Origin of the sequence: Roseicyclus marinus, assembly GCF_030163795.1 — a bacterium.
Taxonomy (GTDB): domain Bacteria; phylum Pseudomonadota; class Alphaproteobacteria; order Rhodobacterales; family Rhodobacteraceae; genus Roseicyclus; species Roseicyclus marinus.
The window spans coordinates 163,723-183,673 of record NZ_JASJOF010000003.1 but is presented as its reverse complement, the minus strand read 5'-3'; the positions used below and the strand labels follow the sequence as shown (position 1 = coordinate 183,673).

Here is a 19,951-nt window from a genome sequence, read left to right as displayed (position 1 = left end):
AGATTATGCTGGACGAACGACAGCCCCCCGCCGCCCGCGCCAACATGCGCGAGGCCGCAGGTCTCGCCAAACGCGATCTTGGCGCGCCCCCCGTCCTGAAAAAGGGCGAGGATGGCGAAGGCTCGCTTCAGGTCCATCTCGATCCCGAGACGAAGATCGAGGGCGCGCAGGTCTTTGCCGTCTACGGCAAGGGCGGCATCGGGAAATCGACCACCTCGTCGAACCTCTCGGCGGCCTTTTCCAAGCTTGGCAAGAAAGTGCTCCAGATCGGGTGCGATCCCAAGCATGACAGCACCTTCACCCTCACCGGCCATCTTCAGCCGACCGTCATCGACATCCTCAAGGAGGTCGATTTCCACGCCGAGGAACTCCGCCCCGAGGATTTCGTGACCATGGGCTACAACGGCGTCATGTGCATCGAGGCCGGCGGCCCGCCCGCAGGCACCGGCTGCGGCGGCTATGTCGTGGGCCAGACGGTCAAGCTCCTGAAACAGCACCACCTGCTGGAAGACACCGACGTGGTGATCTTCGATGTTCTGGGCGATGTGGTCTGCGGCGGCTTTGCCGCCCCGCTGCAACACGCCGACCGCGCGGTGATCGTCACCGCCAATGACTTCGACAGCATCTACGCGATGAACCGCATCATCGCCGCCGTGCAGGCCAAGTCCAAGAACTACAACGTGCGGCTTGCGGGCTGCATCGCCAACCGCTCGAAAGCCACCGACGAGGTGGATCGCTACTGCGCCGAGGTCGGCTTCAACCGCATCGCCCACATGCCCGATGTGGATGCGATCCGGCGCTCGCGGCTCAAGAAAAAGACCCTGTTCGAAATGCCCGACGACGAGGACATCGTGCAGTGTCGCGCTGAATACATCCGGCTGGCCGAAACCTTGTGGCGCGGCACCGATCCTCTTTCGCCCTCGCCGCTGGAAGACCGCCACATCTTTGAATTGCTGGGGTTCGATTGATGGTCGCAACGCCGACATATGGCGCCACGCGCGACCGGGTCGAAGAATACTTCGACCGCACCGCCACGAAAACGTGGGAGCGGTTGACCTCCGATGCGCCCGTGTCCGGCATCCGCCAGACCGTGCGTGAAGGGCGGGACAGGATGAGGGCGATCATGCTGTCCCGCCTGCCCAATGACCTGACCGGCCGCCGCGTGCTGGATGCGGGGTGCGGCACCGGCGCCATGACCGAGGAATTGGCCCGCCGTGGTGCCGAGGTTGTCGCCATCGACATCTCGCCCGCGCTGGTCGAGATCGCGGCCAAGCGTCTGCCCGAACCGCTCGCCCGTCAGGTGACCTTCACCTCCGGCGACATGCTGGCGTCGGATCTGGGTGCCTTCGACCATGTGATGGCGATGGATTCGATGATCTATTACGAGGCCCCCGATCTGGGCCGCGCGCTGGCGCATCTGTGCCCCCGCGTCCGCGAAAGCGTCATCTTCACGGTCGCGCCGCGCACGGCGTTCCTCATGGCTTTCTGGGGTCTGGGCAAACTTTTCCCGCGCTCGGACCGTTCGCCCACGATGATCCCGCACAACCCCCGCCACCTGTCGCGTGAGGCGACCCGGAACGGCGCGACAGGCTCGATTTCCGAGATCGAGCGCGTCAGCCGCGGCTTCTACATCTCGACCTGCCTGGAGTATCGGGCATGAGCCTGCTCAAGCGCATCTCGATCCGCTACATGCCCTTCGCCGATGCCGCGTCGGACGATTTCCCGCTGTCGCAATTGCTGCGCTTGTCACTGTTCCAGGTCTCGGTCGGCATGGCCGCCGTCCTGCTGCTCGGCACACTCAACCGCGTGATGATCGTCGAGCTTCAGGTTCCCGCCTTCCTCGTCGCCTCCATGGTCGCGCTGCCCGTTCTGATCGCGCCCTTCCGCGCGCTTCTGGGGTTCAAGTCCGACACCTACAAATCCGCCATAGGGTGGAAACGCATTCCCTATCTCTGGTTCGGTACGCTGTGGCAGTTCGGCGGCCTTGCCATCATGCCCGCCGCCCTTCTGGTTCTGGGCGGCGATGTCACGCAGGTGCGCTACGATATCCCCTTCGCGGGTGAGGCGCTGGCCGGCATCGCCTTCCTGATGACCGGCCTCGGCATGCACATGACCCAGACGGCAGGCTTGGCGCTCGCCGCCGACCGCGCCACCGACGAAACGCGCCCTCGCGTCGTGGCGCTGCTGTACGTGATGCTGCTCATCGGCATGGCAGTCTCCTCCATCGTGATCGGATGGTTCCTGCGCGAATTCACGCCCATCGAACTGATCCAGGTCGTGCAGGCCACCGCGGTCGTCACCATCGTTCTTAATGTCATCGCGTTGTGGAAACAGGAACGCGTGCAGCCCATGACCCGCGCCCAGCGCGAGGCGGCCGAGGATGATCCCAGCTTCGCCGATGCCTGGGCCGATTACGCCGCGGGCGGCACCGCCGGGCGGCTTCTGGCCGTCGTCTTCCTCGGCACCATCGCCTTCAACATGCAAGACGTGCTGCTCGAACCCTACGGCGGCGAGATTCTGGGCCTGTCGGTTTCGGCCACGACCATGCTGACGGCGACCTGGGCGACCGGGGCGCTGGTCGGCTTCGCGCTTGCCGCCAAATGGCTTTCGGGCGGGATCAATCCCTACCGCATGGGCGCGCGCGGCATCCTTGCCGGTCTCGTCGCCTTTTCCGCCGTGATCTTCGCCAACCCTTGGGGCTCCGCGCCGCTGTTCTTCGCGGGCGCCGCGCTGATCGGCTTCGGCGGCGGTCTGTTCTCCGTCGCCACGCTGACGGCGGCCATGACCATGCCCGCGGGCAAGGCGGGCCGGGGCCTCGCGCTGGGCGCATGGGGTGCCGCGCAGGCGACCGCCGCGGGCCTGTCCACCGCCATCGGCGGCGGCATCCGCGACCTCGTGAATTCCGCCGCGACCCAAGGCCACCTTGGCGCGGCGCTCGACAATCCGGCGACCGGCTACTCGGTCGTCTACCACATCGAGATCCTGTTCCTGTTCATCACGCTGGTGGCCCTCGGGCCGCTGGTGCGCACCGCAACGACCGACATGAGGGAAGGGGGGGCCGGCAAGATCGGGCTCGCCGACCTGCCCACCTGAAACCGCCGAGACCAAGAGGATAAATCCAATGGAAAACGCATTCTTCGGCAACTTCGATCTCGCCAGCCTGTCTATCTGGCTGTTCTGGATCTTCTTCGCGCTGCTGATCTACTACCTGCAGACCGAGAACATGCGCGAAGGTTACCCGCTCGAGAACGAGGACGGGACCGTCGCCCCCAACCAGGGCCCCTTCCCGGTTCCCGATCCCAAGACCTTCAAACTGATGCATGGCCGCGGCGAGGTCACCGTGCCCTCGCCCGAGAACGAGGCCGCGCATCGCCGCGCCGACCTGCCGCTGACCAAGGCCGCGCATAACGCCAGCAACGGCTACCCCTATGACGTCACCGGCGATGCGATGCTGGCCGGTGTCGGACCCGGTGCATGGACGCCGCGCCGCGACGTGCCCGAGCTTGACGGCCATGGCCACGCCAAGATCGTGCCCATGGGTCAGACCGAAAGCTTCCGCGTATCCGCCGGCAGCGATCCGCGCGGCATGCCCGCCGTCGCGGGCGACGGGGCGGTGGTCGGCACGATCAGCGACATGTGGGTCGACGCACCCGAACAGCTGGTCCGCTACCTCGAGATCGAACTTGATGCGGATCATGGTGGCGGCACGCGCCTTGTGCCCATCCATTTCTGCCGGATCTGGGGCGGCAAGGTGAAGATCAACGCGATCTACGGCAAGCATTTCGCCGCTGTGCCCGTCACGAAATCCCCGACGCAGATCACCCTGCTCGAGGAAGAGAAGATCTCCGCCTACTACGGCGGCGGCATCCTCTACGCGTCGCAAGACCGGATCGACCCGCTCCTGTGACACCAAGACCCGGCGCGCGGCCAGACCCCGCGCGCCGGTCCTACCGACAGACCGAGGAAGGAGAAACGACCGATGCCGCATGATCACGACGATTTCGTCATGGAACCCGTCCGGGGCCTCCCCGAGGCGTTGCCCGAAGGCGAACATATTCTCTGGCAGGGCCAGCCGGCCTGGTGGCCGCTTCTGACCGAAAGCCTCAGCTTCTGGTGGGTGGCGGGCTACTTCGCCTTCCTCTTCGCCTGGCGCACCGTCGCCGGTGCCGCCACCGAAACCTGGGCCGATGCCGCAACCGCCGCCTCCTTCTTCCTCGTGCTGGGGCTGATCGTTTGCGCGCTTTTGCTCGTCGTCGCCGTGATGCAGGCGAAATCGACCGTCTACACCATCACCAACCGCCGCGTCGCCATGCGCATCGGGGCGGCGCTGACGATGACGCTCAACCTGCCCTTCCGGAAGATCGCCAATGCCTCCCTGGGCCTGCGCAAGGATGGGCATGGCTCCATCGCGCTGGACCTGATGGAAGATGACGGCGCGCGGCTCTCCTACATCATGACATGGCCGCATGTCCGCCCGTGGAAGATGAAGCACACGCAGCCCGCGCTGCGCTGCATCCCCGACGCGCGCAAGGTCGCCGCGATCCTGTCCGAGGCGGCCGAAACCGCTGTTTCCGAGCCTGTCATCGAACGCGTTCCGGCCGCCCGGCCGGTCGCGGCGGAGTAAGCATCATGCCCACATTCACCCGCAGCTACACCAAGGCCGAACAGAAGCTTGTCGAACGTGACAAGGAAATGGTCCCCACGATCCTCGTGCGCGCCATGTTCGCCCTGTGCATTTCGGTCCTGATCATCGTGGCCTATGCCCGCCTCACCGACCGCCCGCTCGAGGCAATGCCGCCCAGCGAGGCCGAGGTGCCCGTGGTGCACGAACGGATCATCCGCATTTTCGGCCAGATGGACGGGTCCGCCCGCGTTCTGGATATCGACGGGTCCCTGATCGCCGATCTGGGCCCCACCGAAGGCGGCTTTGTCGCCGGGATCTACCGCGTGCTGGAACGCGAACGGGGGGCCGTCGGCCTGTCCCCGTCCGAGCCCATCCGGTTGGTGCGTTTTTCAGACGGACGCATCGGGCTTCGGGATGACCTGACCGACTTCCGGGCAGAATTGTTCGGGTTCGGCGCAAGCAACGAGGCGGTCTTTGCCCGCCTGCTGGAGGAATGACCCATGGGATGGCTCACGAAAGATTTTGAAACCGCGCCCTGCGAAGTGGAGGTCAGCCACTGCTTCGACAGTTTACACGCGCATGTGAAATTCCTGAACGGGGCGGTGATCAACCCCGGTGACGAGGTTCAGGTTCAGGGGCCGCCGGTGATGGCCCCCTATGGCGAGGTCGTGCGCGAACAGCGCATCGCCCGCATCTCCCGCGCCAGCAAGCTCGAACAGCTCTGGACGCGCATGACCGGCGATTTCGAGTTCATGGAATTGTGCGAATTCTCCTTCTCCGACGAGATCACGCCCGAACCCGTGCCCGGCCGCGCCCCGGCAACGCACAAAGAAGGACTCCCGGCATGAAGGATCTGACTCATTCCGCCGATGCCGCCACCGTCGAAGAGGCGCTGGCAGCCGACAATCATCAGGGCGTGGTCGACAGCGAGGGCGCGACCGCCCTTGCCATGCAGAACACCCTTTTGACCCCACGCTTCTACACGACCGATTTCGACGAGATGGACGCGATCGACGTCTCCGGCGTGCGCGAAGACTGGGACAAGCTGATCGACCAGATGAAAAGCGATCCCAACAAGGGTCACTTCAAAAAGAACGAAGACTGGGACCAGATCGACTGGGACGGCATGGAGCCCAAGCTCAAGGCCGAATTCATCGATTTCCTCGTCTCCTCCTGCACGGCCGAATTCTCGGGCTGCGTCCTCTACAAGGAGATGAAGCGGCGCGGCAACAACGAGGATATCGTGACGCTGTTCCAGCTCATGGCGCGCGACGAGGCGCGGCATGCGGGCTTCATCAACGACGCGCTGCGCGAGGCGGGGATCTCCGTGAACCTCGGCTTCCTGACGCAAAAGAAGAAATACACCTATTTCCGGCCCAAGTTCATCTACTACGCCACCTACCTGTCGGAAAAGATCGGCTACGCCCGCTACATCACCATCTACCGCCACCTCGAGGCGAACCCCGAACATCGGTTCCACCCGATCTTCAAGTGGTTCCGGGAATGGTGCAACGACGAGTTCAGCCACGGCGAAGCCTTCGCGCTCCTGATGAAGACCGACCCCAAGCTGACCTCGGGTGTCAACGTGCTGTGGATCAAGTTCTTCCTGACGGCGGTCTATGCCACGATGTATGTCCGTGACCATCAGCGCCCGGCCTTCCACAAGGCGCTGGGCGTCGATCCCGATTGGTACGCGCACGAGGTCTTCACCAAGACCTCGACGATCTCGAAACAGGTCTTCCCGATCACGCTCGATATCGACCACCCGCGCTGGCAAAAAGGGCTCGAGGCGCTGCAACGCGCCAATGTCGATCTGGCTGACGCGAAAAAGACCGGGAATGTCTTCAAGCGTCTGTCGGCCTCCACACGGGCCGCGATCGCCTTCGTCGGTCTTTTCACCATCCCGGCGGTCAAGCATCAGGTTCCCGCCTCCACCCGGCTGGAGCCCGCCTACTGATGCTCACCTCGCCCTGGATCGCCGCCCTCGTGGCCCTGTTTCTCTGGTGGTTCTCCACCGGGGCGATCCTGATGACCGTGCGCCGTGTCGATCACGAAGGGGCCAAGGCGCGGCTTTGGGCCGTGCTTTGGAACCTGCCCTTCCTGATCCTTGGGGGCTTCGGCTTTCTCGACACGCTCGGCAACGGGTCCATCATGGGTGTCTATGTCGCCTTTCTTTCGGCGCTGGCGCTCTGGGGCTGGATCGAACTGGCGTTCCTGACCGGTGTGATCACCGGCCCGGTGCGCCAACCCCTCAAGGACGGTGTGCCGGAATGGGAACGCTTCATCCGCGCCTGGGGCACCATCGCCTATCACGAGATGCTCTTGGCCTTCACGCTTCTGGCGATGATCCTGGCCAGCTACGGCGCCGATAACCGCTTCGGCATGTGGACCTTCGCGCTCCTCTTCGCCGCCCGCATTTCGGCCAAGCTCAACCTCTATCTCGGGGTCCGTAAGATCAACGTGGAATTCATCCCCGAACACCTGAACCACCTGCCCAGCCATTTCCGCATCGCGCGGATGAACTGGCTGTTCCCCCTCTCTATCACCGGCCTCAGTTTTGCCGTTGCCTGTTTCCTGGAGAGGGTGTGGTTCGCCGAGGCGCAGGCCGATGTCGTCGGTTTCGCCCTGCTTGCCGCGCTTGCCGCGCTCGCCCTGCTGGAACACTGGTTCATGGTGCTCCCGCTTCCCGACCAAAAACTCTGGCGCTGGATGCTCCCCGAGCCGCCCGCGCCCAATACCCAAGCCATGAAGACAAGCGAGGATGTCCGATGAACTTCGACAAGCTGTTCCAAGCCCAGCTCGATCAACTGAAGCAGGAGGGGAACTATCGCATCTTCGCCGAACTGCAACGCCAGTGCGGGAATTTCCCCCGCGTGAAGAACCATTCCCACGGCCAGGACGAAGTCACCGTCTGGTGCTCCAATGACTACCTCGGCATGGGCCATCACCCCAAGGTGATGGAGGCGATGATCGAGACGGTCGAGGAATGCGGCACCGGCGCGGGCGGCACCCGCAACATTTCCGGCAATGCGTGGCACCACCGCCAGCTCGAGGCCGAACTGGCCGATCTCCACGGCAAGGAAGCCGCGCTTCTCTTCACCTCCGGCTATGTCTCCAACTGGGCGGCGCTCTCGACGCTTGGATCGCGCCTGCCCAATGCGGTGATCCTGTCCGATGAACTCAACCACGCCTCCATGATCGAAGGCATCCGCCACGCACGCTGCCAAAAGGTCATCTGGAAACACAACGACCCCGAGGATCTGGATCGCAAACTGGCGGCCCTGCCCGCCAACGCGACCAAGATCGTGGCCTTCGAATCTGTCTATTCCATGGATGGCGACATCGCGCCGATCCGCGAAATCGTCGAAGTGGCCGAGAAACACGGCGCCATGACCTATATCGACGAGGTCCATGCCGTCGGCATGTACGGCCCCCGCGGCGGCGGCGTGGCCGAGCGTGAAGGCCTGATGGACCGCATCACCCTGATCGAGGGGACACTGGGCAAGGCCTACGGCGTCGTCGGCGGCTACATCACCGGCAGCCATGCCCTGGTCGACTTCATCCGCAGCTTCGCCAGCGGCTTCATCTTCACCACCGCCCTGCCGCCCGCCGTGGCCGCCGCCGCCACCGCCTCGATCCGGCACCTCAAGGAAAGCAGCTACGAGCGTGACCTGCAAAAGCGGCAGGTCGCCCGCCTGCGCGCGCGCCTCGACGCCGAGGGGATCCCGCATGAACGCAACCCCTCCCACATCATCCCGGTGATGGTGAAAGATCCGGTGAAATGCCGGATGCTCGCCGATATCCTGATGGACCAGTTCGGCATCTACGTTCAGCCGATCAACTACCCCACCGTGCCCAAGGGAACCGAGCGGCTGCGCTTCACCCCCGGACCGCTCCACACCGACGAGGACATCGAATACCTCGTGCTGGCGCTCAAGACCCTTTGGAAACAATGCGCAATCGCGCACGCCGTGGCGTGATTTCGCGAAAAAGCACTGGACCCCGGTGGAAATGACATAGTTATGTGCGCCGGGACCAATCTGAAGGGAGACTACCCCATGAGTCGCAAATTCGTGCTCGCTGCGGCGGCAACGCTCCTCTCCGCACCGATGGCATTCGCGCAGGATGCAACCGGCGACGCCGCCGCTGGCGAAGCCGCATTCCGCCAGTGCGTGGCGTGCCACGTCGTCGTGAACGAGGCCGGTGACACGCTGGCTGGCCGCAATGCCCGTACCGGCCCGAACCTCTATGGCATCGCAGGCGAAGCCTGGGGCACCGGCGATGATTTCCGCTGGTCGCCCGGCATGCAGGCCCTGAACGAGGCCGGCGTCATCATCGACGAGGCAAGCTTCGTCGCCTATGTGCAGGATCCGACCGGCTACATCCGCGAGGCCACCGGCGACAACAGCGCGCGTGGCGCAATGGCCTTCCGCGTCCGTTCCGAGGAAGAGGCGATCAATCTCTACGCCTACCTCGTGTCGCTCGCGGCCGAGTGATCGAACCCAAACTGACGGCATGACATCGGACAAGGGCGCCCAAGCGGCGCCCTTTCCTTTTCCAGATTACCTGTCGGTGAACCGCCGGATTTCCTCGGCCACGCGCGCGGGAACCTCTTCCTGCGCCAGATGTCCGACACCGGGCAATGTGACCAACTCCGCCGCCGGCATGACCGATGCCGCGCGGCGCGCGACGGACACATCCACCGCGCCATCCTCTGCCCCATGCACAAACAGGGTCGGCACCGCGATATCGGACAGCCTCCGGTTCAGATCGTCCAACGACCATTGCGCCATCATCGCCAGCGTTCCGTCGACATGCGCCTTGCGCTGGATCAGATGCGCATAGCGCGCCAACCCCGCGTCATCCAACGTGGTTCCCGCGCTCGACAGGATCGACCGCACCTGCTGCACCGATCGCCCGCCTTGGCTGATCAACAGACCGGTGAACGGGTTCAACGCCAGAACCTTGGCCAGAACCGGGAACAACACACCCGCCGCCCCACGGAAATTCTCAAGCGCGCCATTCACGATCACCAGATGCCGGGGCCGCAACAGACCCTGACGCGCCAGTTCGAGACTGATCGCACCCCCCGCGGAATGTCCGACCACCAGCTCGGGCGCCCAACCCTCCTGCGCACACAGCGCCGCGATATCGCCCGCCACATCGCCCAGCCGCGCCCGCCCTCGCGGGCTCCGCGTCCAGCCATGTCCGGGCAGGTCCAGCGCGATCACCCGGTGCCGGTCCGCCAGAAAGGGGATCAACCCGGCCCAGGAATGCGTCGACGCCCCCGCGCCATGCAGCAACAGGATATCGGGCCCTTCGCCCGTCACCTGCACATGCCAGCGATGCGGCTTGGCGGCCACGATCTTGCTGGCCGACCGCCCCGGCCAATCGGGTGGCGGCAGGTTTTCTCTGGTATCGAGCCTCATGCCGGGGTCAGCGACGCGTCCACCGCCGCCGACAGGCTGCGCGCATCCGCGCGCGGCAGCGGCAGGTAGGGTGCGCCCATGTCGCGCGCCAGCGCGTCCAACCCGCGCGTCGGCCTGATGCCCGTATCGATGACGATCGCGGGCCATCCGCGCGCCCGGATCGCGCGCGCCATGGCCGACGCATCCTCGCCCGCCTGCGCCCGGTTCGCCTGACCCGCGAGGTCGACATTCGCCCGACCATCGGTCAGCAGCGCCACGGACGGTGTCATCCCCTTGCCCTGCGCTAACAGCGCCAGTTCCAGCGCCACCTTCAGCCCGGCGGCCAGCGGCGTGCCGCCACCCCCCGGCAATTGCGACAACCGACGCTTGGTCTGCACCAGCGACCGGGTGGGCGGCAACAAAACCTCTGCCCCGTCACCCCGAAACGCCACCAGCGCCACGTGATCGCGCCGCGCATAGGCCTCGCCCAAAAGCAATTCCACCGCGCCCTTCGCCTCGCCCAACCGCGCCAATGCGGCCGAACCCGAGGCATCGACGACGAAAATGATCGCCCGGTCCGATGTTTCCTCGAACTGGCGCAGGCGGATATCCGACATGCGGATGTGCAACCGGTCATGCTGACCCGCCAGCTTGCGCCGCATCGGCTGCCACGGCGCCGCCGCGCGCAACGTCGCCACCAGATCCACCCGCGCATCGCCACCGGGACGCCCCGCGCGCGACGGCAGGGGGCGGCCGCGATGGTTCCCCTTCTTCGCAGCCCCCGATCCACTGGCCGACGGGCTCGACCTGACGGCCCGCCCGGCGGCCAGCCGCGCCAGCAAATCTGGGGGCAGCATCGCCTTGGCCGCTTCCAGCAGCATCTCGGCCGGGGGCAGGTCCATCCTGTCCTCGTCCTCTTCCGGCTCGGGCCTGTCCTCGGCCTCGGGCGGCGGGTCGGGTTGGTCTTGTTCGGGTTCCGGCTCCGGGGCGTCGTCCTGCATCTCGGGAAACCGCGTCGCGCGCGGGACCAGAACCAGTTCCACCGCCAGCAACAGATCCGCGCTTTCCACGCAATCCTCGCCCGACAGGGCGGCGCTGGCCCGCGCCACGGCCAAGGCCTGCAGGGGCGCACGTAATGATTCTATGCCCAACCGCGCGGCAACCTCGGCCAGTTCCGCGATCGCGCCATCGGGCAGCGTCACGCGCGGCAACAGCGCCCGCGCCTCCGCCAGCGCGTCACGGTCCAGCGCCAGTTCGGGCGAGAATGTCAGACCCTGTTCCGCTAGATCGAAATGGATCGCCAACCGATCCGCCAGCGCCGAAGGCAGCCGTTCCTCCGGCTCCGCTCCCTCGTCGAGCGCGATCAGGGACAGACCCTTGCGCGCGTCAAGCGCGGCGGCCAGCCGTGCCGCCAGCCCCGGTTTCACCCGTTCGGCCATCGGCATCACCAGAACGGCGGGATCGCCCAACAGACCCGTGGTCCGCACCACCCGGCCCTCGGCCAAGGTGGCCGACAGATCGACGCCACCAAACAGCGCGTCATCCCCGATACCGGGATGGATGCGCCGCAAATTCAGACCCTGCAATGCCGTGTAGAGTGCATCTTGCACACGGTCCCGCACCGGCCCGACACGGGCGCGCAGCCAGATGCCGCCAAGCGCTGCGGGGTCAAGCGCGAAGCAGGCCAGCGCCAGGTTGACCCTTTGCCAGCGCTCTTCGCCCGCGCTCACCCCAGAACCTCCTCCACCACGCGGCTCACGCGCGTGGTCGATCCCGCCTCGTCCAGCGGATCGCGCCGCAACCGGTGCCTGAGCGCCGAGGGCGCGACCGCCCGCAGATGGTCCCGCGTGACCTGCGTGTCACCGTCAAACGCCGCCAGCGCCCGCGCGGCCCTGAGCAGCGTCAATTCCCCGCGCAGCCCGTCCGACCCCAGTGCCACGCACAATTCCGCACAATCGCGCAAGCGATCCTCGCCCGCTTCGACATGGCCCAGCGCAGACCGCGCTGCCACGATCCGGGCGCGCAAATCCATGTCGGCCCCATGCCATTCCGTGACGAACCCGACCGGATCCCGGTCATAGGCATCGCGTCGCCGGATCACCTCGATTCGCGTGTCGATATCCCTCGGCGACGTCACCTCGACCGACAGGCCGAACCGGTCCAGAAGCTGCGGCCGCAATTCCCCTTCCTCGGGGTTGCCCGAACCGACAAGGACAAAGCGCGCCGGATGCCGGATCGACAGCCCCTCGCGCTCCACCACGTTCTGGCCCGATTGCGCCACATCCAGCAGCAGGTCGACCAGATGATCCTCCAACAGGTTCACCTCGTCGATATAAAGGTATCCGCGATTGGCCCGCGCCAGAAGGCCGGGTTCGAACGCCTTTTCGCCCAGCGTCAGCGCCTTCTCGATATCGAGCGCACCAACCACCCGATCCTCGGTCGCACCCAGCGGCAGGTCGATCACCGGCGTGGGCTTTTCCACCACGTCGCGGTCGGCCACCTTGGCCCAATCGGGGATCTGCCCCTCGTGTTCCGAATTCACCGGGCAACCCGCCACCGCCGAAATCGGCGGCAACAAAGCCGCAAGGCCCCGGACAGCGGTGGATTTGCCCGTCCCACGGTCGCCAAAGACCAGAACGCCCCCGATACCGGGGTCGATGGCGGTCAGGACCATGGCCTGTTTCATGTCCTCCTGCCCGACGATGGCGGAAAAGGGGAACGGGCCCATGCGTGCAAGATCCTTCATTCGGCGGCGACTTTCATCGTCTGGGGCGGCACATGGGTCAGGTCCGGCGTCACGCCACCCCATGACCCTTCGACCGCATCGACCCGGAACCGGGCATAGAGATCTTCCTTGAACAGCTTGCCCTCGCGCACCGCCCGAATGGCTGTCGCATGGGGGCCTTCGGCGCGGGCAAAGGCGGCCATGCTCGCCGTATCGGGCCAGACCGAGAATGTGGCCTGCCGCACCAGCGGCAATTCCCCGATCCCCACTTTGAACAGCACGTTCGGGTCCTGCCCGATGGCGCGCGAGATCGCGGGTTCCTGTTTCCAGAACCGCCCCGCGCTGCGCAGCTTCACCGTCGCCCGCGTCAGCGCGGCAACAGGCCCATCCAACGCGATCTCCTGCGGGACAAAGGGCTCGGCCCCGTCCCAACGCCCCCGCGCCGAAGCCGGGGTCAGGAAAATCGTCATCGTCTCGTCGGCCATCTCCGCATACCGCCGGAACACGCGCGTTCCGAACATCGCGCGCCGCGCGGCGTCATGGTCGGGCCATATGGCAAGGATGGCATAGACCGAGGTGTCGGGAACCGGCGTGAACCCCTCGCCCACACCCGACCCGCACAGCTTCACCATGCCGATATCGCGCACGGCTTTCAGGGCGAATCGTGCGGTCGCCATCTGCGCCAAGGCCCACAGGCGCGCGCGCATTGACCCGAAGCGATACAGGCTCAAGGTGACGGATTGCATGGCCGGTCCTCCATGTGTCAACTTAGTCTGACATATTCCCGGCCAGAAGAAAAGGCAATGCGACACAGGATTGTCTTGGCAATCCCGCCTTCTGTGCCATAATGTAAATCTAACTAGACAGTTGAGGCCCCGGATGACCGATCGACCGAATTCCTCCGGCCCTTCCAGCGCGATCGTCATCGGGGCGGGGCTGGGCGGGCTGTCCGCCGCCATGCGGCTGGGGGCCAAGGGCTACCGGGTCACGTTGCTGGACCGGCTCGACCGGGTGGGCGGGCGCGGCTCTTCCGTCACGCAAAACGGCCATCGCTTCGATCTCGGCCCGACCATCGTCACCGTGCCACAGGTCTTCGAACAGCTCTGGGCCGAATGCGGTCGCGACTTCCGCAAGGATGTCGATCTGCGCCCCGTCGATCCCTATTACGAGATCCGCTGGCGCGACGGTTCCGTCTTCACCGTCCGGCAGGACGAGGGCGCGATGATCGACGAGGTGCACCGCCTCTCGCCGCGCGACGTGCCGGGCTACAGGAAATTCCTCAAGGACAGCGAGGCGCGCTACCAATTCGGCTTCGAAGGGTTGGGTCGCCGCCCGATGAACAAGCTTGCGGACCTCATCCGCGAATTGCCCGGTTTCGTGAAACTGCGCGCCGACCGCTCCGTCTATGGCCATGCCGCCGCCCGCGTCCGCGATCCTCGCCTGCGCATGGCGCTGTCCTTTCACCCGCTCTTTATCGGTGGTGATCCGACGCATGTGACGTCGATGTATATCCTCGTCTCCCACCTCGAAAAGGAATTCGGGGTGCATTACGCGATGGGCGGCGTTCAGGCGATGGCCGATGCCATGGTGCGCGTGATCGAGGATCAGGGCGGCACCGTCCGCCGCGGCGTCGAGGTTGACGAGATCACCGTGACCGCGGGCCGCGCAGATGGCGTGATCACCGGCGACGGCGAACACCTCGCCGCCGATATCGTCGTCTCGAACGCCGATCCGGGCACGACCTACGACCACCTCCTGCGCAACCAGACCAAGCGCCGCTGGACCAAGGCGCGGCTCAACCGCTCCCGTTGGTCGATGGGGCTTTTCGTCTGGTATTTCGGGACCAAGGGCACGGCGGGCAAATGGACCGATGTGGGCCACCACACGATCCTGAACGGCCCGCGCTACAAGGGTCTCTTGAACGACATCTTCATGAAACGGCACCTTGCTCATGACATGTCGATCTACCTGCACCGCCCCTCCGTCACCGATCCTTCGGTCGCGCCCAAGGGCGATGATACCTTCTATGCCCTCAGCCCGGTTCCGAACCTCCACGGCGCGGACAGCGTCGATTGGGACGAGATGTGCGAAACCTATCGCCGCAACCTCGCGGGCGTGTTGAACGAGCATCTTATTCCGGGGTTCGAGGATCATCTTTCGGCCAGCCACATCCTCACGCCCGCCGATTTCCAGACCCGCTACCTCAGCCCCCATGGCGCGGGTTTCAGCTTGGAACCCCGGATTTTCCAATCCGCTTGGTTCCGACCGCACAACATTTCCGAGGAATTCGCCAATCTCTTCCTTGTCGGCGCAGGCACCCATCCCGGCGCGGGCATCCCCTCGGTCGTCACCTCCTCCGAGGTGCTGACACAGCTCGTTCCCGATGCGCCACGTCCCTACGTCGTGGCCCCGACCAAGGTGGCCGCCGAATGATGCAGGCGGGCGATCTCGATTGGTGCCGCAGCGCGATCCGCGAAGGGTCTTATTCCTTCCACGCGGCCTCCCGGCTTCTGCCCGCCCGCGTGCGCGATCCGGCCTTGGCGCTTTACGCGTTCTGCCGCGTCGCGGATGACGAGGTCGATTTCGGCACCAACAAACCCGCCGCCGTCCTCGCGCTGCGCGACCGGCTCGATCTGGTCTATGCCGGCCGACCCCGCAACGCACCCGCCGACCGCGCCTTTGCCGCCTTGGTCGAAGACTTCGACATGCCCCGCGAATTGCCCGAGGCGCTGCTCGAAGGGCTGGCATGGGACGGCATGGAACGCCGTTATGCCACCCTGTCGGACGTGCGCAGCTATTCGGCGCGGGTCGCTTCCGCCGTAGGGGCGATGATGTGCGTCTTGATGCGTGTCCGCGATCCCCGCGCACTGGCGCGCGCCTGCGATCTGGGCGTGGCAATGCAGCTCACCAACATCGCCCGCGACGTGGGCGAAGATGCGCGCGCAGGCCGCTTCTACCTGCCCACCGACTGGATGGCCGAGGCGGGGCTCGACCTTGACGCCTTCCTTGCCGATCCGCGCCCCAGCCCTGAAATCCGTCGCCTCGTGCGCCGCCTTCTGGCCGAGGCGAACCGCCTCTATCTCCGCTCCGAGGCCGGGATCGGCGCGCTGCCCCTCTCAGCACGTCCCGGCATCTTCGCCGCGCGCCATTGCTATGACGCGATCGGCCGGAACCTGGCCCGGAACGGTCATGACAGCGTGACCTGTCGCGCCTATACGACCCGCAGGCAGAAAATGGGGCTTCTGGGCCTGTCCATGGTACGCGCCGGCATGGTGACGGTCTTTCCGACCAATCCCGTGCTGTTCGCCAAACCCCTGCCCGAAGTCGCCTTTCTGGTCGAAGCAGCCGCCCACCCCGATTCGTCGAAATCGGGCTGGGGGGAAAGTGTCATTTCCGTCCTCTCCCAACTCGAAGCGCGCGACCGCGCACAAGGTGCCTTGGCGCGGACGGCCTGACGCCCTATCTGCAAAGGATGGATTGGGCATTATTCGCGATTTTTCTGGCCGCCTGCGGGGCTGCTGCCACGACCGGCTCCATGTTCATGCCGGGGGCGTGGTATCGCGCCCTGTCCAAACCGTCATGGACACCGCCCGATTGGATGTTCCCGGTGGTCTGGACCATCCTCTACATCTCCTCGGCCGTCGCAGCCGCCCGCGTCGCCCCTCTCGAGGGCAGCGCCTATGCCATGGCCTTCTGGGCGATGCAGATTGCCTTCAACACGCTCTGGACCCCGGTCTTTTTCGGCCTTCACCGCATCCGTGCGGGTTTCGTCGTGATGCTGGGTCTCTGGTTTGCCGTCGCGGGCACCATGGTCACCTTCTGGCAACTCGACTGGATTTCGGGCGCGCTCTTCCTGCCCTATCTTGTCTGGGTCACCGTCGCGGGGGCGCTGAACGGCAGCGTCTGGATGCGCAACCGGGGCGACGCGCAACCGGCCGAATGACGCCGTTTCCGCGCTTTCGTGACCAAAGGCCAAACAGGTCAGGCAGCTGTTAATCCCTGAAAAAGAAACGGGCCGGTTTCTTTACCTTTCGGCAAGAAACCGGCCCGCGCTTTACGCTTTTGGCAAGGTCACGCCAGCGAGCGTTCGACCTCTTCGCGTTCGAAGATTTCGATGACATCGCCCTTGCGGATGTCGTCGTAATTCTCGAAAGCCATGCCGCATTCTTGGCCCGATTGCACTTCCTTGACCTCGTCCTTGAAGCGCTTGAGCGTCTTGAGCGTGCCTTCGTGGACCACGACATCGTCGCGCAGAAGCCGAACACCGGCAGACCGGCGGGCCACGCCCTCGGTCACCAGACAGCCCGCGACGTTGCCGACGCCCGAGACCTTGAAGACTTCGCGGATCTGCGCGTAGCCGATGAAGTTCTCGCGAATTTCGGCACCAAGCAGGCCCGAAGCAGCGGCCTTCACATCGTCGACCAGGTCGTAAATCACCGAATAATAACGGATTTCCACGCCCTTCTGGTTCGCGCTGGTCCGTGCGGGCGCATTGGCCCGGACGTTGAAGCCGATCACCGGCGCACCCGAAGCTTCGGCCAGCGTGATGTCGGATTCCGTGATCGCGCCCACACCGTAATGCAGAACGCGCACACGCACTTCGTCGTTGCCGATCTTTTCCATCGCCTGAACGATGGCCTCGGCAGAGCCCTGCACGTCGGCCTTCACCACGATGGGCAACTCGGCCACGTTCTTGTCCGCCTTGGCCTTGGCCAGCAACTGGTCAAGCGTGGTGGCAGCACCTGCCGCCGCGCGCTTGTCCTTGGCGGCCTGCGCCCGGTATTCCGCGATCTCGCGGGCCTGCGCCTCGGTCTCGACGACGTTGAGAACGTCACCCGCTTCAGGCGTTCCGTTCAGGCCCAGAACCTCGACGGGAACCGACGGACCGGCGATCTTCACGCGATCGCCCTTGTCGTTCTCCATCGCGCGAACCTTGCCCCACTGCTCGCCGACGACAAAGATATCGCCTTGTTTCAGCGTGCCTTTCTGGACCAGCACGGTCGCCACGGGGCCGCGGCCCACGTCAAGCTGCGCTTCGATCACGGCACCTTCCGCGGGGCGGTCGGGGTTGGCCTTGAGCTCGAGGATCTCCGCCTGAAGCGCGATGGCTTCCAGCAGTTCCGGCAGGCCCTGACCCGTGTGGGCCGAGACTTCCACATCCTGCACTTCGCCCGACATCTTTTCGACGATGACTTCGTGCTGGAGCAGTTCGGCGCGCACCTTGTCGGGGTCGGCTTCGTACTTGTCGACCTTGTTGATCGCCACGATCATCGGCACCTTGGCCGCCTTGGCATGGTTGATCGCCTCGATCGTCTGCGGCATCACCGAATCGTCTGCGGCAACGACCAGAACCACGATATCGGTCACCTGCGCGCCACGGGCCCGCATCGAGGTGAACGCCGCGTGGCCGGGCGTATCGAGGAAGGTCAGCACCGCGCCGCTTTCGGTCTTCACCTGGTAGGCACCGATATGCTGCGTGATGCCGCCGGCCTCGCCCGACACGACATTCGCCTGCCGGATCTTGTCCAGAAGCGAGGTCTTGCCGTGGTCGACGTGGCCCATGATCGTGATGACCGGCGGGCGCGATTTCAGATCGTCGCTCTTGTCCTCGACGGAGTCGATGACATGCTCGACGTCGGCATCCGACACGCGCTGCACGCGGTGGCCGAATTCCTCGATGATCAGTTCGGCGGTATCGGCGTCGATCACCTGGTTCTGGGTGACCATCATACCGTTCTGCATCAGCGCCTTGACCACGTCGGCCACGCGTTCCGCCATCCGGTTGGCCAACTCGCTGACCACGATGGTTTCGGGCAATTGCACGTCGCGCACGATCTTTTCGCGGTCCTGCTGGCCGCCCATCGCCTTCTGGCGCGCGCGCTCCTGCTTGCGCTTCATCGCGGCGAGGCTGCGCTGGCGGCCGCCTTCGCCTCCGGTGAGCGCTTCGTTCAGCGTCAGCTTGCCGGACCGGCGACCATCGCGTTCGCCTGCGCCACGCTTGCCACCGCGATCCTCGTCCTCGGCCTTGCGGCGGACAGGGGGCGGCAGGGGCTTGCTGGCGCCGCCGCGTGCGGCGGGCGCAGCGGCAGCCGCAGCTTCGACCGCGGCCGGATCGCTCGGCACGTCCTTGGGTGCGTTGCGGCGCGCTTCTTCCTCGGCAAGACGACGGGCGTCTTCCTCTTCCTTGGCGCGAAGCATCTCTTCGCGCTCGCGGTCTTCGCGTTCCTTGGCCTCGGCTTCGGCGCGGCGGCGGGCGCGTTCTTCCTCGCGCTCGCGTTCTTCCTGCTGGCGGCGCTGCTCGTCCTCGACCTCGCGGGCGCGGGCGTTCTGAAGCGCTTTCAGGCGGCGTTCAAGCTCGGCATCGGGCAGGGATTTCTCGCGCTTGCCACCCTCGGCATTCTGCGCAGCCGCGGATTGCGCGCCGGGTTTCGGCACGACAACGCGCTTGCGCTTGGTCTCGACCACGACGCTTTTGGTGCGTCCGCGCGAGAAGCTCTGGCTCACGCGGCCAGACCGCGCACCACCAGAGAGGCCAAGGGGTTTCTTTCCGTCCGTGTCGCTCATGCGTTCCGTTCGTCTTTCCCGGCGGTCGGTCCGCCGTCTGCCTTGCGCAGGCCTTGCAGTTTCGCGGCACCCTCTACAACACGAGGGGCCAGACCGCCAGCGGCAAGCGCGCCATGTATCACACTTTGGCGTCCGAATGCCAAACCCAATTCCCGGGCTGTCAGGACGCTGAAATAGCGGGCGCCGGTGGGCGTCCACAGCTTCGATTTTCCCCGCTCGGACCCATCTGTGGCCTGAAGCAGGACAGCGACTTTCCGGGTCGCCAACCAGTCTTTCACCTTCTCGAACCCGGCCACCGCATCACCCGCCTTGCGGCTGAGCGCGATCAGGTCCGTCAGCCGCCGCGCCAGCCCGGCCTCGACGATGTCGACAAGGCCATCGGGCAGGGTGACAGGCTGTTTCGCAGCGCGGGAAAAGAGGTTCTTTTTCACCGCCAGGTCCAGCGCCGCGCGTTCCGAGGCGACCCAGATGCCGCGCCCCGGCAATTTCTCGCCCAGATCGGGGACGACAAGGCCATCCGGGCCGACGACGAACCGGATCAGCCCATGCTTTGGCTGAACCTCGCCCGTCGCGATACAGCGGCGCTCGGGGCCATCGGCCCGGTCTGTCTGTGCTCCGCCACGGCCCATG

General features: G+C 65.5%; 20 protein-coding genes. 14 read left to right on the top strand and 6 right to left on the bottom strand.

Translation table 11 applies throughout. The features are described 5' to 3' along the window. Window positions 1–44: 44 nt before the first annotated feature. The 11 genes from bchL (at window position 45) to QQK63_RS05920 (ending at window position 9,120) form a co-directional block, all read left to right on the top strand. On the top strand, window positions 45–968 hold the full coding sequence (gene bchL / locus QQK63_RS05970) for a ferredoxin:protochlorophyllide reductase (ATP-dependent) iron-sulfur ATP-binding protein (protein WP_277825949.1): 924 nt from the start codon (window positions 45–47) through the stop codon (window positions 966–968). Continuing rightward, window positions 968–1,660 carry a magnesium protoporphyrin IX methyltransferase gene (gene bchM, locus QQK63_RS05965; RefSeq protein WP_277825447.1) on the top strand — a complete coding sequence of 231 codons (693 nt, stop codon included), beginning with the start codon at window positions 968–970 and terminating at the stop codon, window positions 1,658–1,660. The genes bchL and bchM overlap by 1 nt, the downstream gene beginning before the upstream one ends. Then, window positions 1,657–3,093: a PucC family protein gene (locus QQK63_RS05960; protein WP_277825445.1), complete on the top strand. Its 1,437-nt coding sequence runs from the start codon at window positions 1,657–1,659 to the stop codon at window positions 3,091–3,093. Before bchM ends, QQK63_RS05960 begins: the two co-directional genes overlap by 4 nt. A gap of 28 nt (window positions 3,094–3,121) precedes the next feature. Continuing rightward, entirely contained in the window at window positions 3,122–3,907 is a 786-nt protein-coding gene (gene puhA / locus QQK63_RS05955; protein ID WP_277825443.1) for a photosynthetic reaction center subunit H, read from the top strand. 72 nt (window positions 3,908–3,979) lie between these two features. Next, window positions 3,980–4,624 (top strand): photosynthetic complex putative assembly protein PuhB, encoded by a 645-nt coding sequence (gene puhB / locus QQK63_RS05950; protein WP_277825441.1) that lies wholly within the window; start codon window positions 3,980–3,982, stop codon window positions 4,622–4,624. Window positions 4,625–4,629: 5 nt separating this feature from the next. Beyond that, window positions 4,630–5,121 carry a photosynthetic complex assembly protein PuhC gene (gene puhC, locus QQK63_RS05945; RefSeq protein WP_277825439.1) on the top strand — a complete coding sequence of 164 codons (492 nt, stop codon included), beginning with the start codon at window positions 4,630–4,632 and terminating at the stop codon, window positions 5,119–5,121. 3 nt (window positions 5,122–5,124) lie between these two features. Further along, a complete protein-coding gene (locus tag QQK63_RS05940; RefSeq protein WP_277825437.1) occupies window positions 5,125–5,472 on the top strand; it encodes a hypothetical protein in 348 nt (115 codons plus the stop codon). Next, window positions 5,469–6,581: a magnesium-protoporphyrin IX monomethyl ester (oxidative) cyclase gene (gene acsF / locus QQK63_RS05935; protein WP_277825435.1), complete on the top strand. Its 1,113-nt coding sequence runs from the start codon at window positions 5,469–5,471 to the stop codon at window positions 6,579–6,581. Before QQK63_RS05940 ends, acsF begins: the two co-directional genes overlap by 4 nt. Then, complete coding sequence (puhE, locus tag QQK63_RS05930; RefSeq protein ID WP_277825433.1) at window positions 6,581–7,396, top strand: putative photosynthetic complex assembly protein PuhE; 816 nt, start codon at window positions 6,581–6,583, stop codon at window positions 7,394–7,396. The genes acsF and puhE overlap by 1 nt, the downstream gene beginning before the upstream one ends. Beyond that, on the top strand, window positions 7,393–8,604 hold the full coding sequence (gene hemA, locus QQK63_RS05925) for a 5-aminolevulinate synthase (protein WP_277825431.1): 1,212 nt from the start codon (window positions 7,393–7,395) through the stop codon (window positions 8,602–8,604). Before puhE ends, hemA begins: the two co-directional genes overlap by 4 nt. A gap of 78 nt (window positions 8,605–8,682) precedes the next feature. Next, complete coding sequence (locus QQK63_RS05920) at window positions 8,683–9,120, top strand: c-type cytochrome (protein ID WP_277825429.1); 438 nt, start codon at window positions 8,683–8,685, stop codon at window positions 9,118–9,120. 66 nt (window positions 9,121–9,186) lie between these two features. Here QQK63_RS05920 and bchO read toward each other — a convergent pair whose 3' ends face one another. Genes bchO through crtA form a run of 4 tightly spaced genes read right to left on the bottom strand, consistent with a single transcriptional unit; the run spans window position 9,187 to window position 13,503 of the window. Further along, window positions 9,187–10,053, bottom strand: coding sequence for an alpha/beta fold hydrolase BchO (gene bchO / locus QQK63_RS05915; RefSeq protein ID WP_277825427.1), 867 nt, complete (start codon window positions 10,051–10,053; stop codon window positions 9,187–9,189). Continuing rightward, window positions 10,050–11,762 (bottom strand): magnesium chelatase subunit D, encoded by a 1,713-nt coding sequence (locus QQK63_RS05910; RefSeq protein WP_277825425.1) that lies wholly within the window; start codon window positions 11,760–11,762, stop codon window positions 10,050–10,052. Before QQK63_RS05910 ends, bchO begins: the two co-directional genes overlap by 4 nt. Further along, on the bottom strand, window positions 11,759–12,760 hold the full coding sequence (bchI, locus tag QQK63_RS05905) for a magnesium chelatase ATPase subunit I (protein ID WP_277825423.1): 1,002 nt from the start codon (window positions 12,758–12,760) through the stop codon (window positions 11,759–11,761). Before bchI ends, QQK63_RS05910 begins: the two co-directional genes overlap by 4 nt. A 14-nt stretch (window positions 12,761–12,774) precedes the next feature. Next, entirely contained in the window at window positions 12,775–13,503 is a 729-nt protein-coding gene (gene crtA / locus QQK63_RS05900; protein WP_277825421.1) for a spheroidene monooxygenase, read from the bottom strand. A gap of 133 nt (window positions 13,504–13,636) precedes the next feature. Here crtA and QQK63_RS05895 point away from each other — a divergent pair, with 133 nt between their 5' ends. From QQK63_RS05895 to tspO, 3 genes are read left to right on the top strand one after another with little or no spacing between them, the layout of a single operon-like run. After that, window positions 13,637–15,190: a phytoene desaturase gene (locus QQK63_RS05895; protein WP_277825419.1), complete on the top strand. Its 1,554-nt coding sequence runs from the start codon at window positions 13,637–13,639 to the stop codon at window positions 15,188–15,190. Continuing rightward, the gene (gene crtB, locus QQK63_RS05890; RefSeq protein WP_277825417.1) at window positions 15,187–16,212 is read left to right on the top strand and encodes a 15-cis-phytoene synthase; all 1,026 of its coding nucleotides are present in this window, start codon (window positions 15,187–15,189) and stop codon (window positions 16,210–16,212) included. Before QQK63_RS05895 ends, crtB begins: the two co-directional genes overlap by 4 nt. Window positions 16,213–16,229: 17 nt before the next feature. Next, complete coding sequence (gene tspO / locus QQK63_RS05885) at window positions 16,230–16,700, top strand: tryptophan-rich sensory protein TspO (protein ID WP_277825415.1); 471 nt, start codon at window positions 16,230–16,232, stop codon at window positions 16,698–16,700. Between the two features lie 128 nt (window positions 16,701–16,828). Here tspO and infB read toward each other — a convergent pair whose 3' ends face one another. Both infB and QQK63_RS05875 read right to left on the bottom strand, forming a co-directional pair. After that, a complete protein-coding gene (gene infB, locus QQK63_RS05880; protein WP_277825412.1) occupies window positions 16,829–19,321 on the bottom strand; it encodes a translation initiation factor IF-2 in 2,493 nt (830 codons plus the stop codon). Then, window positions 19,318–19,950, bottom strand: a complete 633-nt coding sequence (locus QQK63_RS05875) for an RNA-binding protein (protein ID WP_277825410.1) — start codon at window positions 19,948–19,950, stop codon at window positions 19,318–19,320. Before QQK63_RS05875 ends, infB begins: the two co-directional genes overlap by 4 nt. Window position 19,951 lies beyond the last annotated feature (1 nt).

What these genes read in the sequence shown, in the direction of transcription:
- hemA (WP_277825431.1), top strand. Translation starts at nt 7,393, where the DNA reads ATGAACTTCGACAAGCTGTTCCAAGCCCAGCTCGATCAACTGAAGCAG.
- tspO (WP_277825415.1), top strand. Translation starts at nt 16,230, where the DNA reads ATGGATTGGGCATTATTCGCGATTTTTCTGGCCGCCTGCGGGGCTGCT.
- QQK63_RS05960 (WP_277825445.1), top strand. Translation starts at nt 1,657, where the DNA reads ATGAGCCTGCTCAAGCGCATCTCGATCCGCTACATGCCCTTCGCCGAT.
- puhE (WP_277825433.1), top strand. Translation starts at nt 6,581, where the DNA reads ATGCTCACCTCGCCCTGGATCGCCGCCCTCGTGGCCCTGTTTCTCTGG.
- QQK63_RS05875 (WP_277825410.1), bottom strand. Translation starts at nt 19,950, where the DNA reads ATGGGCCGTGGCGGAGCACAGACAGACCGGGCCGATGGCCCCGAGCGC.
- crtA (WP_277825421.1), bottom strand. Translation starts at nt 13,503, where the DNA reads ATGCAATCCGTCACCTTGAGCCTGTATCGCTTCGGGTCAATGCGCGCG.
- bchM (WP_277825447.1), top strand. Translation starts at nt 968, where the DNA reads ATGGTCGCAACGCCGACATATGGCGCCACGCGCGACCGGGTCGAAGAA.
- puhC (WP_277825439.1), top strand. Translation starts at nt 4,630, where the DNA reads ATGCCCACATTCACCCGCAGCTACACCAAGGCCGAACAGAAGCTTGTC.
- bchI (WP_277825423.1), bottom strand. Translation starts at nt 12,760, where the DNA reads ATGGGCCCGTTCCCCTTTTCCGCCATCGTCGGGCAGGAGGACATGAAA.
- infB (WP_277825412.1), bottom strand. Translation starts at nt 19,321, where the DNA reads ATGAGCGACACGGACGGAAAGAAACCCCTTGGCCTCTCTGGTGGTGCG.
- bchL (WP_277825949.1), top strand. Translation starts at nt 45, where the DNA reads ATGCGCGAGGCCGCAGGTCTCGCCAAACGCGATCTTGGCGCGCCCCCC.
- puhA (WP_277825443.1), top strand. Translation starts at nt 3,122, where the DNA reads ATGGAAAACGCATTCTTCGGCAACTTCGATCTCGCCAGCCTGTCTATC.
- QQK63_RS05920 (WP_277825429.1), top strand. Translation starts at nt 8,683, where the DNA reads ATGAGTCGCAAATTCGTGCTCGCTGCGGCGGCAACGCTCCTCTCCGCA.
- QQK63_RS05940 (WP_277825437.1), top strand. Translation starts at nt 5,125, where the DNA reads ATGGGATGGCTCACGAAAGATTTTGAAACCGCGCCCTGCGAAGTGGAG.
- puhB (WP_277825441.1), top strand. Translation starts at nt 3,980, where the DNA reads ATGCCGCATGATCACGACGATTTCGTCATGGAACCCGTCCGGGGCCTC.
- crtB (WP_277825417.1), top strand. Translation starts at nt 15,187, where the DNA reads ATGATGCAGGCGGGCGATCTCGATTGGTGCCGCAGCGCGATCCGCGAA.
- acsF (WP_277825435.1), top strand. Translation starts at nt 5,469, where the DNA reads ATGAAGGATCTGACTCATTCCGCCGATGCCGCCACCGTCGAAGAGGCG.
- QQK63_RS05895 (WP_277825419.1), top strand. Translation starts at nt 13,637, where the DNA reads ATGACCGATCGACCGAATTCCTCCGGCCCTTCCAGCGCGATCGTCATC.
- bchO (WP_277825427.1), bottom strand. Translation starts at nt 10,053, where the DNA reads ATGAGGCTCGATACCAGAGAAAACCTGCCGCCACCCGATTGGCCGGGG.